The 17,208-nt window shown below is 69.4% G+C and carries 10 protein-coding genes; 6 read left to right on the forward strand and 4 right to left on the reverse strand.

What is annotated here, in order from left to right; genetic code table 11:
- Nucleotides 1-217 precede the first annotated feature (217 nt).
- Nucleotides 218-8,146, forward strand: a complete 7,929-nt coding sequence (locus tag K368_RS0100470) for a hypothetical protein (protein ID WP_027170667.1) — start codon at nt 218-220, stop codon at nt 8,144-8,146.
- 54 nt (nt 8,147-8,200) lie between these two features.
- Here the strand turns inward: K368_RS0100470 and K368_RS0100475 are convergent, their stop codons facing one another.
- Both K368_RS0100475 and K368_RS0100480 read right to left on the reverse strand, forming a co-directional pair.
- Nucleotides 8,201-8,641 (reverse strand): DUF1489 domain-containing protein, encoded by a 441-nt coding sequence (locus tag K368_RS0100475; RefSeq protein WP_027170668.1) that lies wholly within the window; start codon nt 8,639-8,641, stop codon nt 8,201-8,203.
- 52 nt (nt 8,642-8,693) lie between these two features.
- Nucleotides 8,694-9,785 (reverse strand): hypothetical protein, encoded by a 1,092-nt coding sequence (locus tag K368_RS0100480; RefSeq protein ID WP_027170669.1) that lies wholly within the window; start codon nt 9,783-9,785, stop codon nt 8,694-8,696.
- Between the two features lie 170 nt (nt 9,786-9,955).
- On the opposite strand from K368_RS0100480, the gene K368_RS23645 reads away from it, so the two are divergent.
- The 5 genes from K368_RS23645 (at nt 9,956) to K368_RS0100505 (ending at nt 15,430) form a co-directional block, all read left to right on the forward strand.
- Nucleotides 9,956-11,149 carry an MFS transporter gene (locus K368_RS23645; protein ID WP_036265825.1) on the forward strand — a complete coding sequence of 398 codons (1,194 nt, stop codon included), beginning with the start codon at nt 9,956-9,958 and terminating at the stop codon, nt 11,147-11,149.
- A gap of 67 nt (nt 11,150-11,216) precedes the next feature.
- Nucleotides 11,217-12,386: an MlaE family lipid ABC transporter permease subunit gene (locus K368_RS0100490; RefSeq protein ID WP_036265828.1), complete on the forward strand. Its 1,170-nt coding sequence runs from the start codon at nt 11,217-11,219 to the stop codon at nt 12,384-12,386.
- 14 nt (nt 12,387-12,400) lie between these two features.
- Entirely contained in the window at nt 12,401-13,219 is an 819-nt protein-coding gene (locus K368_RS0100495; RefSeq protein ID WP_027170671.1) for an ABC transporter ATP-binding protein, read from the forward strand.
- 440 nt (nt 13,220-13,659) lie between these two features.
- Nucleotides 13,660-14,742: an MlaD family protein gene (locus K368_RS0100500; RefSeq protein ID WP_027170672.1), complete on the forward strand. Its 1,083-nt coding sequence runs from the start codon at nt 13,660-13,662 to the stop codon at nt 14,740-14,742.
- A 109-nt stretch (nt 14,743-14,851) separates the two neighbouring features.
- Complete coding sequence (locus K368_RS0100505) at nt 14,852-15,430, forward strand: ABC-type transport auxiliary lipoprotein family protein (protein ID WP_027170673.1); 579 nt, start codon at nt 14,852-14,854, stop codon at nt 15,428-15,430.
- 25 nt (nt 15,431-15,455) lie between these two features.
- Here the strand turns inward: K368_RS0100505 and K368_RS0100510 are convergent, their stop codons facing one another.
- On the reverse strand, nt 15,456-16,085 hold the full coding sequence (locus K368_RS0100510; RefSeq protein ID WP_018042207.1) for an XRE family transcriptional regulator: 630 nt from the start codon (nt 16,083-16,085) through the stop codon (nt 15,456-15,458).
- A gap of 106 nt (nt 16,086-16,191) precedes the next feature.
- The gene (thiD, locus tag K368_RS0100515) at nt 16,192-16,998 is read right to left on the reverse strand and encodes a bifunctional hydroxymethylpyrimidine kinase/phosphomethylpyrimidine kinase (RefSeq protein WP_027170674.1); all 807 of its coding nucleotides are present in this window, start codon (nt 16,996-16,998) and stop codon (nt 16,192-16,194) included.
- Between the last annotated feature and the right edge of the window lie 210 nt (nt 16,999-17,208).

The raw sequence follows: 17,208 nt of genomic DNA on the forward strand, positions 1-17,208 counted from the left end.
TTCGCTTCCGTTTAAGCCTTGCGGCATCATGCATAAAGCCGACGGGATGAAACCGGCCACACGCTTGGTAACCATTCCGTTAAGGTTTTTTGGACGGTTCGACCCACTCGGGTATCCGGGTCTCGCGCCGAGGTCTAAAGTTCCTTGGTAAATTGGTAAAAATGTCGTCGATCACCGGATGCGGCCGGCTTCGACGACCTGCGTAACGAGGCGTTGTATGGCCACGGAAAAGAAGCTCAAGGACCCGGCCGAGGCGGCTCTTTCCGCCATCGAGCAGGCCCTCAACCTGGACTTCCCCTCGACGCAGGCGACGGAACCGCGCGTCGAGCCGCGGCTCCCGGACGTGGGCGACAACGATCCCCTCAGCGATCCCAGCGGCCGCCTCGCCCCCCCGCGCCTCGATCTCGACCAGCCCCTGGCCTCCGACCTGCCGCCGCCGGACCGCAACCGGCCGCGCCGCGAAGGAGGCCTGCTGCCGCCAGACCGCTCGATGGTGGCCAACGACGACCGCCAGAACATCGGCATCCTGCAGCAGACCCTGCGCGTGCGGCCGTCCGGGACGCCCTACATCGCCGCCGCCATCGTCTCCGCCCTTTGGTTCGCCGCCCTCCTCGCGCTGGCCTGGAACCAGTCGGGCGGCGAGCTGAAAAGCTTCATCGCCGGGATGACCGCGCTTCAGGCCGCCGTCGGCGCCACCGCCATCGTCGGCCCCATCGTCCTGTTCGCCATCATGGCGATGCTTGCCGTCCGCGCCCAGGAGATGCGCCTCGTGGCTCGCGCCGTCGGCGAAGTGGCGATCCGCCTCGCCGAGCCGGAAAACTTCTCCACCGATGCCGTCCTCACCATGTCGCAGACGGTCCGCCGCGAGGTCGCGGCCGTGGGCGACGGCGTCGAGCGGGCCCTGGCCCGCGCCGGCGAGCTCGAGACCCTGGTGCGCGGCGAAATCGCCACCCTGGAACGCGCCTATTCCGACAACGAGATCCGCATCCGCTCCCTCGTCGACGAACTCGTCGCCCAGCGCGAGTCCATCGTCGCCAATGCCGAGCGCGTTCGCGGCGCGATCACCGGATCGCACCAGAACCTCACCCAGGAACTCGACGGGGCGGCCGAGCGCATCGTCGCCGCCGTCACCGGAGCCGGCGAACGGGTGACCGGCGCCCTCGACGCCCGCGGCGAGGCCATCACCTCGGCGCTCGGGAACCGAGGCGACGCCATCACGGCCGCCTTGGGCGAGGCCGGGGACCGCGTGGTCGGGCTCGTGACCGACCGGGGCGACGACCTCGTACAGCGCCTCGCCAGCACAAGCGAAGGCGTCCGCAGCAGCCTCACCGAAGTCGGCAACACCCTGACCCAATCCCTGGAGAGCCGGGCGGCGGACGTCACCCTCGCCTTCGAACGCACCGGCGGCATGCTCACCGCGACGCTGGCGGACAATGCCGGCCAGGTCGCCCGCACCCTCGCCCAGACCGGCATGGAGGTGATCGAGAGCCTGAACCGCCAGGGCAGCGAAGTCCGCCAGACCTTCGAGGAGTCCGCGCGCGGTCTCGAGAGCACCTTCCTCGCCCGGGGCACCGAACTCACCACGAACTTTTCCCATACCGGAGGCGAGATCACCGCCCGGTTCGCCGAGACCGGCACGGCGCTCCGCGAGCATTTCGCCGCCACCGGCGCCACGCTCACCGACGACATCGCCGCTCGCGGCGCCGCTCTGCGAGCCGAGATCGAAGCCGCCGGCAGCGGCGTGTCCGAGGCGATCGAGGTCCGTACCCGCGAGGCGCAGGCCGGTCTGGCCCAGGCCTCCGACGGGATCGTCGAGACCTTCGCCGCACGGACCGGCGCCCTGCGCGACGACCTCGTCCGCTCGATCGAGACCGCCGGCAGCGGCATCGACGAGCGCGCCGGCCATCTGGCCGAGCGCATCGATACGGTGGCCACCCGCCTGCACGAGACCCTCACCGTCCAGGGCGGTTCGCTCGAGAGCAACCTCGCCTCCGCCGGGGAGCGGATGGGAGACCTCGTCACCCAGCGCGCCGAAGAAGCCGCGCGGGCCATGGATGCGGCCCTGGCCGCCCTCGGCACCCATTTCGAGACCCGGGCCATGGGCACGGTGGAGAACCTCCGGGGCACCGTGGCGGGTCTCAACGGCGAGATCGACGCCCGGTCGGCCGAGGCCGCGACCGCGCTTCGCAATAGCGCCGAGGATACGGCCTCCGTCGTCAACACCAGCATCCGGCGCCTCAACAAGGCCGGCGAGCAGGTCGGCGGTCTCGTCACCCAGCGCGTCGAGGACGCGACCCTCACCCTGACCGGCGCCTTCGGCGTTCTCGGCAGCACCTTCGATTCCCAGTCGGGCAGCGCGATCGAGAGCCTTCGTGCGGTGCTCGACACCCTCGGCAGCGAGATCGGCTCGCGGACCAGTGAGGCCGCCGACATCTTCCGCCGCAGCGCGGAAGAGACCACCGTGGCACTCGGCGCCAGCACGGCGGAAGCCGCCCAAGCCCTGCGGCGCTCGTCGGCGAGCGCGACCGGCGAACTCGAAGCCCGCACGGTGGAGGCGGTGCAGATCTTCGAGCAGCGCCTGTCCGCCACGTCCGCCGAGCTCGCCGCCCGCACGGAGGAAGCAGCACAGCTCCTGCAGCAGGCCGCCAGCGGCCTCAGCGGCGAAGTGGGAGGACGCGCTCAGGACACGATGGAGGCCCTGCGCCGCACCCTCGCCGAGATCGACGAGACCCTCCTCCACCGCGCCAGCGAGGCGACAGTCTCCATTGCCCGTGCGGCCGAGAATGTCGGCGGCGAACTCGCCGCCCGGATCAAGGACGTCGAGGCCTCCTTCGGCACCCATAGCCGTGGCCTCACCGACCTGATCACCACCCATGCCGAGGAGGCCCATGGCCAGCTCGCCAATACCGGCCGCGAGATCGTCCTGGCGGTGACCGCCCAGAGCGCGCGGGTCAACGATGCCCTCTCCCGGAGCAGCGCGAGCTTCGCCGACACGACGGAAAGCCGGGCGAAGGCCATCGACACCGTCCTCAACGACCGTCTCGCGGCCCTGCAGGAGACCATCGCCCGCGGCGATATCCTCGCCGACCGCATCGCCCGCGACACCTCCGCCCTCAGCGAGACCGTCACCGGCCAGCTGCAGGAGATGGACCGGGTCATCACGGTGCAGGGCAAGGCCGCGGCCGACACCATCGCCGAGCGCGCCCGCGAAGCCCGCGAGACCGTGGAGAGCCAGCTCGGCGCCCTGGAGGAGCGTTCCGTGAAGCGCTCCGCCGAGATCGGCGAGACCTTCACCCATCTGGTGAACCAGATCGACGGGCAGCTCGGCTCCCGCGCCACCGCCCTCAACGAGGCCCTGATCCTGCGCACCGGCGAGATGGCACGGATCATGGTCGAGGGCAGCCGCGACCTCGTGCAGACCCTCGATGCACGCGCCGACGGCATGGCGCAGGACATCGCCGCCCGCAGCCTCGCCTTGGGCGACACCCTCGGCAGCCGTTCCACCGAGATCGCCGCGCGCTTCGAGCAGCAGGCCGGTGACCTGTCCCGTCGTATCGACGAGGGCGTCGGCCGCTTCGACACCAGCGTGATCGGACGCCTCGATGCCATCGCGGCAGCGCTGGAGGAGCGCAGCCGCCTGATCGACGAGACCTTCGGCTCCCAGGCCTTCGAGGCGATCCGCCTCATCGAGAGCCGCACCCGCGCCGTGGACGAGGATCTCGCCAACCGGACCCGCGAGCTCGTCGAGATGATCGAGAGCCGGACGGGCCATGCCAACGAGGCCCTGGCCGGCCAGGCGGAGGCGATCCGCTCCTCGTTCTCGCACCGCGCGGAGTCCCTGGCCGCCCTCATCGACGAGCGCACGGCCGCCATGGGCCAGGAGCTCGACGAGAAGGGACGCATCGTGTTCGGCGCCCTCGGAACCCGCATCACCGAACTGGCCCAGCTGTTCGATCGGGGCGGCTCCTCCCTGGCGGAGCTTCTGGAGCAGCGCGGCGACACCATCATCGGCCGCCTGCGCGACGTCGTCACCGATGCGGACCGGCTGCTCAGCGAGGGCGAGGGCCGCCTCGGCTCCACTCTGCAGACGCGGACCACCGATATCGGCAGCCTCCTCGACGAGGGCGTTCGGACCGTCCACCAGCTCCTCGACAACCGGACCAACGAAATCCGGACGATGCTGGACGATCACTCGCAGGTCCTCACCAGCAGCCTCGACGACCGGCTGGCGCCCCTGCACGATTCGCTCGGCCAGCACGGCCGGACCTTCGTCGACACGATCGAGGCCAGCCTCGGCGGCGCGGCCGGCGCGGTGGAAGCCCGCACCCGCGACCTCGTCGCGCTGTTCGACCAGCGCATCGGAGCCCTGGACGAACTCGTGGACGGTCGCGGCGCCAGGATCGCGGAATCGGTGGAAGCCCGCACCCACGGGCTGCGGACGCTCTTCGACGACGTCCTCACCGCCCTCGACGGGCTGGTGGACAGCCGCGCCGAAGCGCTCACCGACCGGGTCGATGCACGCACCCATGCCTTGAGCGCCCTGTTCGACGAGCGCCTGCGGGCGATCGACCATCTCATCGAGAATCGCGCGGCCGAACTCGTCCACACCATCGACACTAAGGGCACCGCCCTGACGCAGACCGTCGACGACCGCACCCAGGCCATGGGCGCGCTGTTCGACGACCGCATGCAGGCCCTCGATACCCTCGTGGCGGACCGTTCGGCGGACTTCGTCCGGACCCTCGATACGAAGGGCTCCGTCCTGACCCGCTCGGTCGATGCGGGCACGGCCATGATGAGCACGCTGTTCGACGAGCGCCTGCGCGCCCTCGACCATCTGGTCGAGAGCCGGACGGCGGACCTCATCCACACGGTGGACGAGCGCGGCGGCGACCTCACCCGGACCCTCGACGACCGCACCGTCTCCCTGCGCGCGCTCTTCGACGAGCGCTTCCATGAGCTCGCCGCCCTCGTCGAGAACCGGACGGCCGAGTTCGCCCATACCGTGGACGACCGCGGCGGCAGCCTGACCCGGTCCCTCGACGACCGGACCAGTTCGCTCCGCGCGCTCTTCGACGATCGCCTCCATGAGCTCAACGCTCTCGTCGAGACCCGGACGGCGGACTTCGCTCGCACCATGGAGATGCAGGGCAGCGCCCTCTACCGGTCCGTCGACGAGCGCACGGAATCCATGGGTGCGCTCTTCGACGAGCGCCTACGCGCCCTCGATCACCTCGTGGACAACCGCGCGGCCGAGTTCGCTCGCACCATCGACGACCACGGCACGTCGCTGACCCGGGCCGTCGAGGCCGGCGCCCAGTCGATCGGCACCGTGTTCGACGAACGCCTGCGCGCCCTCGACCTTCTCGTGGACAACCGGTCGGCCGACCTCAGCAACACCATCGACAACCGCGGCGCGTCGCTGGGCCAGGCCGTCGAGGCCAGCGCCCAGTCGATCGGCAGCGTGTTCGACGAGCGCCTGCGTGCCCTCGCGGCCCTCGTCGACAGCCGGACGGCGGAATTTACCCGCACCGTCGACGACCAGGGTCTGTCGCTGACCCAGTCGGTGGATACCCGCACGCAGGCCATCGCCGCCTTGTTCGACGAGTGCCTGCGCGCCCTGGAGCGGCTGGTGGAGGGCCGTACCACGGCGTTCGCCCAGACCATCGACAACCAGGGCGCCGCCCTGACCCAGGCGGTGGATGCCCGAAGCGAAGCCTTCACGAACCGGATCGACAGCCGGATGAAGGTCTTCGCCGCCCTCGTGGCGTCGCGCGGCGATGCCCTCGCCAACGCGTTCGACGACCGCCAGGACGCCTATGCCGCCCTGGTGGACGAGCACAGCGCCACGATGCTCGCCGCCTTCGACGAGCGCGTGGACCGTCACGCCGCCCTCGCCCAGGCCCATGCCGACGCGCTGGCCACGGCTCTGGACCAGCGCAACGAGGCGGTGGCCGCCCTCATCGACGGCCGTAACCAGGACATGATCGCCGGCTTCGACCGCCGCTCGACGGCCCTGGCCTCGCTGATCGAGGCTCGCGGGCAATCGCTCGCCCGCCGCCTGGCCGAGAGCGCGGAGACCATCACCCGCGCCATCGAGGAGCGGGGAGGATCGGTCGTGGAGACGATCGACGGTCGCGGAAACCAAATGGTCGAGGCGATGGCGACCCATTCCGAGCGCCTTCGCGAGATCGTCGAAGGCCCGGCCTCCCGGCTCGTCGCCTCCCTGGGCGAGCGCAACCAGGAGATCGCGCGCATCCTCGACGAGAGCGGAACGCCCCTCGCCGAAACCCTGCGCGAGCGGGTCCGCGACCTCGCGGAACAGTCCGACGCGTCGAAGAACGCCCTGCTCGCGGCCATCGACGGCGGCGCCTCCCGCGCGCTGGCGAGCCTCAACGAGGCGAACGATCGGCTCCGCAGCGAACTCGGCGGCGTCCTGAACCGGGTCGAGGGTGCGAACTCGGCCCTGCGTGAGCTCATCACCGATGCCGGCGAGAATCTCGGCGCCATCGAGCAGGGCCTCTCGGGGCGTGTCGAGCAGGTGCAGGCGACGCTCTCCGCCATCGGAAGCGAGACCGAGCGCGCCAGCCGGAGCGTTGCCAAACAGGTCGATCAGTTGAAGGCGGTCGCCGAGGGCGCCCTGCGTGATGCGGCCGACCTCGCCGCCTCCCTCGATGCCCGCGGGACCTCGCTCACCGAGATCTCCCGCGCCCATTCCAGCACGCTCACCAGCGCGGCGGGCTCGCTCGAGACCGTCGAGACGCGACTGATCGATCTCCTCTCCAGCCGTGACAAGGCGGTGGAGGACGTGCTGACGCGCATCGAGGCGCGGTCCGGCGCCCTGGAGGAGCAGACCGCGCGCTTCGACACGCTGATGGCCGAGACCCTTCGCTCCGCCGAGGAGCGGGCGCGCGGCATCGCCGGCAGCCTGTCCGAGGCGGCGCAGAGCGCGGGGGCTAGCGTGACCGGAGCCTTCGAGGGCCTGCGCAAGGATGCCGGCAGCGAGGGCGAACGGACCGCCACCGCCGTTCGTGCGGCGATCTCCGGCGCCTCCGAGCAGATGATGACGGTGTTCGAGGGCGCCGCCGGCCGCTTCGGCGACTCGGTCGCGGGGATGCGCGAGATGGCGGCCGAGATCCGTCGCGAACTCGAGGCGACGCGGGCTGACCTGCAGCGCGGCGTTCTGGAGATTCCCCGCGAGACCCAGGATGCCACCAGCGAGATGCGTCGGGTCGTGTCCGATCAGATCAAGGCGCTCAACGAGCTGTCCTCCCTCGTCTCGCGCTCGCGCCGAAGCGTCGATGTGACCGAGGCGGGAGCCCCCGCCCAGCGCAAGCCGGACGTCCAGGCCACCGGACCTCAGGAGGCGACGGCCCCGGTAGCGGCGCCGTCCAAGCCGAAGCAGGCCGCGGCCAGTCCGGCCGCGACGCCGGCGGGCAACAAGCCCTCCGAGCCGAAGGCCCGCGAGGACAAGGGATCCGACCCCCGTCCGACCCAGCAGATGACCATCGTCTCCGCTCCGGCGGCAGCCGGCCGGGCCGGCAACCAGGCCGCCCTGCGTCCCGGTGAGGCCGTGCGCGGCGCCGTCCCGGCGGCCCGCGACGGACGCGACAACCGCGGCTGGCTCTCGGATCTCCTGACCCGCGCCTCCCTCGACGACGACACGGACGGGTCCGATCCGGCGAACGCCTCCCCCGCGAACGCCGATGAGCCCAAGCCCGCGAAATCCGGAGCCGCGAGAGCGGAGCCGGCCAAGGGAGCGGCCGGTGTTGAGCCGAACAAGGCCGCCGTCGAGCGGAGCCGAACCGCCCTGGAGACGATCTCCACCGATATCGCCAAGATGATCGAGCATCAGACGGCGGTGGAACTGTGGGAGCGTTACCGTCGCGGTGAGCCGAACCTGTTCGACCGCCGCCTCTACACGGCCCAGGGTCGGCAGACCTTCGAGGAGATCCGCCGGCGCTACGCGGCCGATGCCGAGTTCCGCCGGACGGTGGACCGGTATGTCGGCGAGTTCGAGCGGCTGCTCGGCGAGGTCTCGAAGAACGACCGCGACTCGCGCCGCGCCGATGCCTACCTCACCTCGGAGACGGGCAAGGTCTACACGTTGCTCGCCCATGCGAGCGGCCGCTTCGAGGGGGCGTGACATTCCTCGACGACGGGGCGGCATCCGCCGCTCCGTCACAGGGCCGTGACGAGGTCAGATCAGGCCGAGGACGGACAGTTCGCGGCGCAGCGACTCGGGCATGTCGGCGAGGCCGTCGGTACGGCCCATGGCGAGATCGGCCGGCGCCGACCGCGCCGTGAGGTAGCGCCAGCCCTGGAAGGGCCGGCAGGGGCGCGGATTGACCGGCACCACGACGGGATCGAGGACGAGGCGGCAGCGGTTGATCCCGTCGGTATCCGTGAACGGCTCGATCGCCGTGATGGCCTGGCGGCAGCACAGCGTTCCCTTGATGACCCAATAGATAGAGCCCTGCCCGGCGATGGCAGAGGCACGTTTCGGGACCATGCGGGTGACGTGGGAGGTGGACGGATCGCGCCCGGCCTGCACCGCTTCGTCCCGGTTCCGGGCGATGCGCTGTTCGAGGTCCTCGATCGTCGCGGGTCCGACGCAGAGCTTCAGGAGGTGAAGGGCCATGCCCGCCCTCTTATCAGCGCCGGCGAGAATGCGCGCGGGGCTTTCGCCTCCCTCAGGAGAACAAGGCGAGTTTCTCTTTCTCGCTCAGGCCGTCGATATCGGCGAAGGCTGTGGCGATGTCGGTCTTCTCCGCCACAGGCGCCGGCTTTGCCGCGGCGGGTTCGACGTCATTGAAATCGGTTTCATCGAAATTGGTCGTGTCGGCCTCCTCGGCACTGGACGCCTGAGGATCGGACACTTGGAGGCCGGCCTCCGGGAGAACGGATTCGTGGAAACCGGACCCTTGGAGACCGGTCTCTGGGAGACCGGACTCGTCGAAGGCGCCCTCGGCCATCGCCTCGGGTGAGGACGGCTCGCTGGACAGGGTCTCGTTCTCCATGGTCTCAGCAGGGGCGAGGGGCAGCATCGCCGGCTCGGCCTCCACTTCGGACGCCGCCTGCGCCTCCGACCGCACCGAATCCATGCCGATGAACCGGTCCACGTCGCTCTGGTCGAGATCCTGGGCGACGGCCGACGCGGTGGAGCCCGGTGCCGGTGGGATCGGCTCGACCTCGCCGCCCCAGATCGCGATCATCGCCGCGAGGCGTTCTTCGAGATAGCGCAGGGTGTGGATGATGCGCGCGGTCCGCTGCGCCGTGAGATCCTGGAACGAGCAGGCGGTGTAGATTTCCGTGGCCCGGCGGTCGAGCACGTCGCAGATCTCGGCGTCGGCGCCGGATTCGCGCATGGTCCAGGCGGTTTCCTGCACCTCCTCCGCAGCACCCAGGATATCGGATGTGGCACGCTCGGTGGCCCGGACGATGGCGTCGAGGGCGACAGAGGCGATACCCAGCCGGCTATGGTCCTGATCCACGGTGCTGATCGCCGCGATCTCGGCCTTGGTGCGGGCGATGGCATGGGCCATGTCCATCAGGTCGCCGCGCATGCGCCCGACCCGCTCGGTCTCCCGGTCGGAGGGGCGGTCCGCCGTGACCGCGCTTTCCAGGCGCGCGATGGCGCCGAGGAGGATGTCGGTATCGGCGCTCCGGTTGCGCCTCGTGTATTCCGCGAGAAACCAGCGGCCGCGTTCGCTCTCGCTCATCGCCGCTTCGATCCGGTCGTATTCCGACTCGTCGACCGATGTGAGCGAACGCATGACAGACATGGAACTCGTGTCCTTGATGGTGCCTCGCGCCGTTGCGCGAAGTCGCGGGGACCAGCTCCGACAGATTGACACGATGCCTTTAACGCCCCCTTTACGGGTCGAATCGTCGTCAGCGGCCGGCAACGCTTCGCCTCCAGGCCGCTCCGCCCCTCGATCGAGCGGTCCCCCCTTTGTCCCAATCCTCTCCGACGGAGCCGAACGCGACGCGGCTGTCGCTGCTCTATGCCGTCGTCTTCGTCGAGATCGGCATCGCCATGCCGTTCATGCCGGTCTGGCTGAAGGCTCTCGGCCTCGATGCGCGGATCATCGGCGCCCTCCTGGCGCTGCCCATCGCCATGAAGATCATCGCCACGGCGCCCCTCGTGGGCTTGATCGACCGCGGCGTGGCCGCGCGCCGCCTCCTCCTCGTCGGCAGCCTCGTGGTGGCGGCGACCTACGCGCTGATGCCGGCCGGCGCCGCCATCGCCTGGCCGATCCTCGCATTGCTCGTCGCCGTGAACGCCGCGGCCGGTGCGCCGCTGGTGCCGACCATCGACTACCTAACCCTCGCCGCCGTCCGGCACAGCAAGCGGCTCGACTACGCCCGCATCCGCATGGCCGGGTCCATCGGCTTCCTCGTCGCCAGCCTGCTCGGAGGGGCGGCCCTCGGCGTCATGGGCGAGCGCCTCGCCGTGCCGGTGCTGCTCACGGGCCTCGCCCTCGTCGCCGCGGCCACCATCTTCGCGAGTCCGGTGGACGCGCATGCGCCGCAACCGCGCATCGTGCCCGGCGAACGCCCGAAGCTGCCCCGTGTGCTCTGGCTCTGCATCGGCGCGCAGGCGACGATCCAGGCGAGCCATGCGGCGACCTACGCCTTCGGCAGCATCCACTGGCAGGCCAGCGGCATCTCGGCCACATGGATCGGCGTCCTCTGGGCGACGGGCGTCGCCGCCGAGATCATCTTCTTCGCCACCGTCAGCCGCTGGCCGGCGGGCTGGCGCACGCCGTTCCGCCTCATCGGGCTCGGGGCCGTGGCGTCCCTGATCCGCGTCGTCGGCCTCTCCCAGGTCGGAGGCGACCTCGTCCCGGCCCTGCTCCTTCAGACCCTGCATGCGTTCAGCTTCGGCGCGACGCAACTCGGGGCGATGACCGCCATCTCGGCCTTCGCGCCGGATGGGGCGCGGGGACGGGCCCAGGGCACGTCGAGCGCGGTCAATGCCTGCGCTTCGGCGAGCGCCACGATTCTCTGCGGTGTCGCCTATGAGGCCGGCGGAGGTAGCCTCGCCTTCGCGCTGATGGCGCCGCTGGCCCTGTCCGGCCTGTGCCTCGTGTCACTTTCCGCACGCACGGCGGCCGGTGCGCCCTTCACACGGCCTCGTTTGTAGGCCAGCACTCGGCCGTCGGTTCGCGAACCTTGACCAATCCGTAACCTTGATCTGCTTTTTCTGAAGCATGAACCGGGAGTCGCGCTTCGTGCGCCACGCTGCTGCCAAGCCGAACCCAGACGCCGCCGAAGCCGCGATTCTCGGCGAAGGCGGGCGCGTGGTCCTGAGCGGCCGCTGGACGGCGGATCAGGGCTCGTCCGTGGAGAAGGCCGCCGCGCAGATCGCGGAAAGCACCAACGGCGCTCCCATCCTCGTCGATCTCTCCAACGTCGCCCGCCTCGATACGCTCGGCGCCTGGGTGCTGGAGCGGACCCGCGGCGAGATCGAGGCGTCAGGCGGGAGTCTCGCCTATGCGGGCGCCTCGGCCGAACACCGCATCCTGCTCGGCGAGATGAAGCTGCCCGACGACGGCTATGCCGGCAAGGCGAAACGCGGACGCTTCATCGGCTTCCTGCACGATCTCGGGATCCGGGTCGTCGGCGCGAAATCGGACATGGTGAGCGGTCTCGCCTTCCTCGGGGAGGTGGTGACCGCCTGCATCCGGGTCGCTTCGCGGCCGAGCACCTTCCGCGGCACGGCCCTGGTCAACCAGCTCGAGCAGGTCGCCTTCCGGGGCGTGCCGATCATCATGCTGATCTCGTTCCTGGTGGGCGGCATCGTCGCGCAGCAGGGCATCTTCCAGTTGCAGCGCTTCGGGGCGCAGAGCTTCGTCGTCAACCTGATCGGCCTGCTCATCCTGCGCGAACTGGGCGTCCTCCTCACCTCGATCATGGTGGCCGGGCGCTCGGGCTCGGCCTTCACCGCCGAGATCGGCTCCATGCGCATGCGCGAGGAGGTGGATGCCCTGCGGGTGATGGGCCTCGACCCCATCGAGATCCTCATCGTCCCGCGCATCCTCGCCCTGGTGATCGGCCTGCCGATCCTCGCCTTCCTCGCCTCGCTGGCGGCCCTGGCCGGGGGCGGCCTCACCGCCTCGCTCTACGGCGGCATGACCATCGACGCGTTCCTGGCCCGGCTCCAGGCCGCCGTCTCCTTCCACCATGTGGCGGTCGGCCTGATCAAGGCGCCGTTCATGGCGCTGATCATCGGGATCATCGCCACGATCGAAGGTTTCGCGGTCGAAGGATCGGCGGAATCGCTCGGACGTCACGTCACGGCCTCAGTCGTGAAGTCTATCTTCATGGTCATCGTATTGGACGGACTTTTCGCCGTGTTCTTCGCGGCCATCGATTTCTGACGCCCGTGAATCACATGTCTTCGCCCCCCGCGCGGTTCGATAGCGCCCCAGCCCGCGACGTCATCATCGGCGTCCGCGATCTGGTAGTCGGCTTCGGCGACAAGATCGTGATGAAGGGGCTCAACCTCGACATCTATCGCGGCGAGATCCTCGGCTTCGTGGGTCCGTCCGGGCAGGGCAAGTCGGTCCTCACCCGGACCATCCTCGGCCTGGTGCCGAAGCGCTCGGGCACGATCGAAGTGTTCGGCGAGGACGTCGACGCGATGACGATGACCCGCCGCCGGCAGATCGAGCAGCGCTGGGGCGTGCTGTTCCAGCAGGGCGCCCTGTTCTCGGCGCTCACGGTCAAGCAGAACATCCAGATGCCCATGCGCGAGCACCTGAACCTGTCCGAGCGCCTGCTCGACGAGTTCGCCCGCCTCAAGATCGAGATGGTGGGCCTGAAGCCCGATGCCGCCGACAAGCTCCCCTCGGAACTCTCGGGCGGCATGATCAAGCGCGCGGCTCTCGCCCGCTCGCTCGCTCTCGACCCGGAGATCCTGTTCCTCGACGAGCCGACCTCGGGGCTCGACCCGATCGGCGCGGGCGAGTTCGACGAACTCGTCGCCACGTTGAAGCAGACGCTGGGCCTGACCGTCTTCATGGTGACCCACGACCTCGACAGCCTCTACACCGCCTGCGACCGCATCGCGGCGCTGGGCGACGGGCAGATCATCGCGCAGGGTCCCATCGAGGCCATGCTGGCAAGCGACCACCCCTGGCTGCGCTCCTACTTCCACGGCAAGCGCGCGCGGGCCATCGTCCCGCAGGGAGACCGGCATGCGAGCGCCTGATGCCGTGGCGATGATGCGGGCGCCGGTCGGTCGGACCGGACTCTGCGTCCTGCCAATTCGGGTCCATCACGGCGAAGGTCGCGGACACGGCACGTCCCCCCTCTCGTTCGAGGCTGCCCTCTTCACACGATCCGCGGGCATCGCGGGTTCCCTCTCCTGGAAGGAGAGGGACAGGGTGAGGTGTGTGATCTCTTCGGAGATGGACCACACCTCACCCCAACCCTCTCCTTCCAGGAGAGGGAGCCTCGCTGTGCTCCATGCCGATACATCAGAGCCTTCGGAAAGGCCTTTGGGCCGATCCATCGGCATGCCTCTCATCCGACCCGCGCGGCGCCTGACCGGAGCCGAACGCCACATCGCGCAGCGATCGATCGGGGCTCGCGCACCACGTGCGTCCCCGCACCGCACTCGCCCCGCCACGCCGAGGTATCGCTGATCCGATGGAGACTCGTGCGAACTACGCCCTCGTCGGCGCCTTCACTCTCGCGGTCGTCGTGGCCGCCTTCGGCTTCGTGTTCTGGCTTCAGGGCGGATCGCGCAGCCAGGAACGGCAGGGCGTGCGCATCGTCTTCTCGGGCAGCGTCGGCGGCCTCGCCAAGGGCTCGACCGTGGCCTTCAACGGCATCAAGGTCGGTGAGGTGATGGACGTGCGCCTGCTGCCGCAGGACCCGCGCCGCGTCGTCGCCATGGTGGAAGTGGACCGCACGACGCCGCTGCGCGCCGACACCCGCGCCCGCCTCGATTCGGCGATGCTCACCGGCGTCTCGACGATCTCGCTCTCCGGCGGCAACGCGGATGCCCCGGCTTTGACGCCCGGCTCCGGCGACCAGACTCCGACCATCTTCGCCGACAGTTCCGACATCCAGGACATGATGACGGCGGCCAAGCAGATCGCCCAGCGCGCCGACGACATGCTGCAGCGCCTCGACAAGCTGGTGGCCGGCAACGAAGGCGCCATCACCCGCACCCTCGCCAACGTGGAATCGTTCTCCAAGACCCTCAACGATGCGGGCCCCGCCGTGAGTTCGCTGGTGAAGGCCATCGACGGGCAGAAGCTCAACCGCGTCATCGACAATGCCGAGCGCTTCTCGGCGGCGCTCAGCACGGCCAGTCCCGATGTCGAGGGCGCGGTCAAGGATGCGCGCTCGCTGGCGGCCAAGCTCAACGCCTCGGCCGATCGGGTGGACAACGTGCTGAAGGGCGCCGAAAGCTTCCTCGGCTCCGCCTCGGGCCAGACCGGCAGCAGCACCTTCGCCGAGGTGCGCGACGCGGCCATCTCGGTGCGCGACGCCGGCAAGGCCTTCCGCACCCTCTCCGAGAACCTCGACAAGCGCACCTCCACCATCGCGTCGAGCTTCAGCAAGCTCAGCGGGACCGGACGACGCGAGGTCGAAGCCCTGTCGTCGGATGGCCAGCGGACCCTCAATACTTTGAACCGGACGGTGAAGAGCCTCGAGCGCGACCCCTCCCAGGTGATCTTCGGCGGCAAACCATCGTTGCCGGAATACAACGGTGGTCGCTGAACCCGGCGCCGCCGGGCCACATGTGCTCGGCGTCACGGCACGGAAACCGCTTTGCCGTAGTTTATGGTTGCGCTTCCTGCCGCACCGCACAGGTTTCCAGGCCTTTCGTATGACGTTTCGCTCGCATGCCCTCGCGCTCGCCTGCCTGTCCGCCCTGCTCGGCGGTTGCGGCGGCGGCGCGCCCATGACCTTCGACCTCGCCGCCCTGCCGAGCTCCGGCCGGCCGAGCGTGGCGGCACGGTCGATCTCGGTGGCGGAGCCGGTGGGCCTCCAGCCCTTCGAGCAGGACCGCATCATCGTACGTCAGGCCGGGGGCGCCCTGTCGTTCCTCGGCGGCGGCCAATGGGCCGACCGCCTGCCGCGCCTGGTCCAGACGCGGCTGATCCAGAGCCTCGAGAATTCCGGGCGCCTGAAATCAGTGAGCCGGCCGGGCGACAAGATCGTGGCCGATTACGCGCTCATCAGCGAGATCCGCGCCTTCGACATCGCCTCGAACTCCGGCGAAGCCGTGGTGGACGTCTCGGCCAAGCTCATTGCCGACGGCACCGGCAAGGTGGTCGCCGCCCGCATCTTCACCGCGCGTGTGCCCGTGGCCAAGATCGAAGCCGGCAGTGCCGCGGTCGGGCTCGATGCCGCTCTCAGCATCGTGCTCGCCGACATCGTCCGCTGGGTGAATTCCGGGCACTGAACCCGGGGAGAAGCGCGACGCGCGCTCACTCCATCACGGCGGCCTTCATGATCACCACCATGATCGCCTTGGCCGGCTCGGTGCCGACGCAGCGTACGGTGTGCGGCCTGTCGCAGCGGTAGCGCAGCGTCTCGCCCACCCGTGCCCGCTGGAACGTTCCGGCCACTTCCACTTCGAGGGCGCCCTCGGTGACGGTGAGGGATTCCACGGAGCCGCGCTGGTGCGGATCGGAATCGAGCACGCCCCCGGGATCGGCCGTGACCTCGTACCATTGCAGCCATTCCACCGTCTTGATCCAGCCGACGATGGCCAGGCGGATCTTGCCGTCGTCCGAGAGCAGGATCGGCGTGTCGGCGCGAGAGGTCTTCTCGATGAAGGGCTCCTCGTCGCTGGTGGCGAGGACCCGCTCGATGGAGACGTCGAGGGCCTGGCTCAGACGCCAGATCGTCGCCAGGGTCGGGTTGGTCTCGTTGCGCTCGATCTGGCTGATGATCGATTTTGCGACACCGGACTGTTCGGCGAGTTCGGAGAGCGAGAGATTGTAGGCCTTGCGCAGCCGCTGGATGGTCTTGCCGAGCTGGCCCGAGAGAACCTGTGCCCCGTTCAGGATGTCCCGCTGCCGCCCCCGTTCGGGCGTCGTCGCCTGATCTTGCATCGTATCAGAACCTATCGCGCCGTTCCGTACGTCGAACGATCGTGCGATACTTCAAACGCAATCAGGCATCCGATGCAAGGCGAGCGGCGTCAACTTCTCCCCGATCTCAATGCCAGAGGGCGTAGAAATGATGAACCGGCCCGTGTCCCCGCCCCACGTTCACGGAACCGGATGCGGCGATGGCGGCGGTGACGTAGCGCTTGGCCTGGGCAACCGCCTCCGTGAGCGACATGCCCCGTGCGAGACCCGCCGCCACGGCCGAGGACAGGGTGCAGCCGGTGCCATGCGTGTTGCGGGTCTCGAGGCGGGCCGCCGCGAAGCGCCGCAAGGTCCCGTCGGCGCTCATGAGGTGATCGACGCTCTCGTTGCCCTCGGCATGGCCGCCCTTGATGAGCACCGCCCTGGCGCCCAATGCCAGGAGCTTGCGCCCCTGCACCACCGCCTCGTTCTCGCTCTTCGCCACGGGGGCGTCGATCAGGGTGGCGGCCTCGGGGAGGTTCGGCGTCACCAGATCGGCCAGGGGCAGGAGGTGGCGGCGCATGGCCTCCACCGCCTCGTCCGAGATGAGACGGTCGCCGCTCGTGGCCACCATGACGGGGTCGAGGACGATCGGGATGCCGGAGGCATGACGGCTGAGCCCGGCGGCCACCGCCTCGATCACGGCGGGCTTCGACAGCATGCCGATCTTCACAGCCTTGACGGCGAGATCGGAGAACACGCTCTCGATCTGGGCGGCGATGAAATCGGCCGGCACGTCGTGGATGGCTTGGACGCCCAGGGTGTTCTGAGCCGTGAGCGCGGTGATGACGCTGGCGCCGTAGACCTTGAGGGCCGCGAAGGTCTTCAGGTCCGCCTGGATACCGGCGCCGCCGCTGGAATCGGAGCCCGCTATGGTGACGGCGATGGGTGTCATGGCGTGTTTCGTCCCTTGCGTTGCGGTGACCCTAAGCGGGTTCAGCAAAAGCGGTCACCGGTTTTGCGTCATCAAACCCGCGAGACTTCAAAGGCCTAAGCGAGGTGACGCGTTGGCTTGCCCATGCGAACCTGCTTAGACCATCGTCCGGAACGAGGAAATCCGGCCCCAATGAAAATGATTTCAGAACAGGGACTTAGAGAATTTTAC

This window comes from Methylobacterium sp. 10 (assembly GCF_000519085.1).
Lineage (GTDB): Bacteria > Pseudomonadota > Alphaproteobacteria > Rhizobiales > Beijerinckiaceae > Methylobacterium.

Coding starts and splice junctions, on each gene's coding strand:
- K368_RS0100490 (WP_036265828.1), top strand. CDS start 11,217: ATGAACCGGGAGTCGCGCTTCGTGCGCCACGCTGCTGCCAAGCCGAAC.
- K368_RS0100500 (WP_027170672.1), top strand. CDS start 13,660: ATGGAGACTCGTGCGAACTACGCCCTCGTCGGCGCCTTCACTCTCGCG.
- K368_RS0100495 (WP_027170671.1), top strand. CDS start 12,401: ATGTCTTCGCCCCCCGCGCGGTTCGATAGCGCCCCAGCCCGCGACGTC.
- K368_RS0100505 (WP_027170673.1), top strand. CDS start 14,852: ATGACGTTTCGCTCGCATGCCCTCGCGCTCGCCTGCCTGTCCGCCCTG.
- K368_RS0100510 (WP_018042207.1), bottom strand. CDS start 16,085: ATGCAAGATCAGGCGACGACGCCCGAACGGGGGCGGCAGCGGGACATC.
- thiD (WP_027170674.1), bottom strand. CDS start 16,998: ATGACACCCATCGCCGTCACCATAGCGGGCTCCGATTCCAGCGGCGGC.
- K368_RS0100475 (WP_027170668.1), bottom strand. CDS start 8,641: ATGGCCCTTCACCTCCTGAAGCTCTGCGTCGGACCCGCGACGATCGAG.
- K368_RS0100480 (WP_027170669.1), bottom strand. CDS start 9,785: ATGTCTGTCATGCGTTCGCTCACATCGGTCGACGAGTCGGAATACGAC.
- K368_RS0100470 (WP_027170667.1), top strand. CDS start 218: ATGGCCACGGAAAAGAAGCTCAAGGACCCGGCCGAGGCGGCTCTTTCC.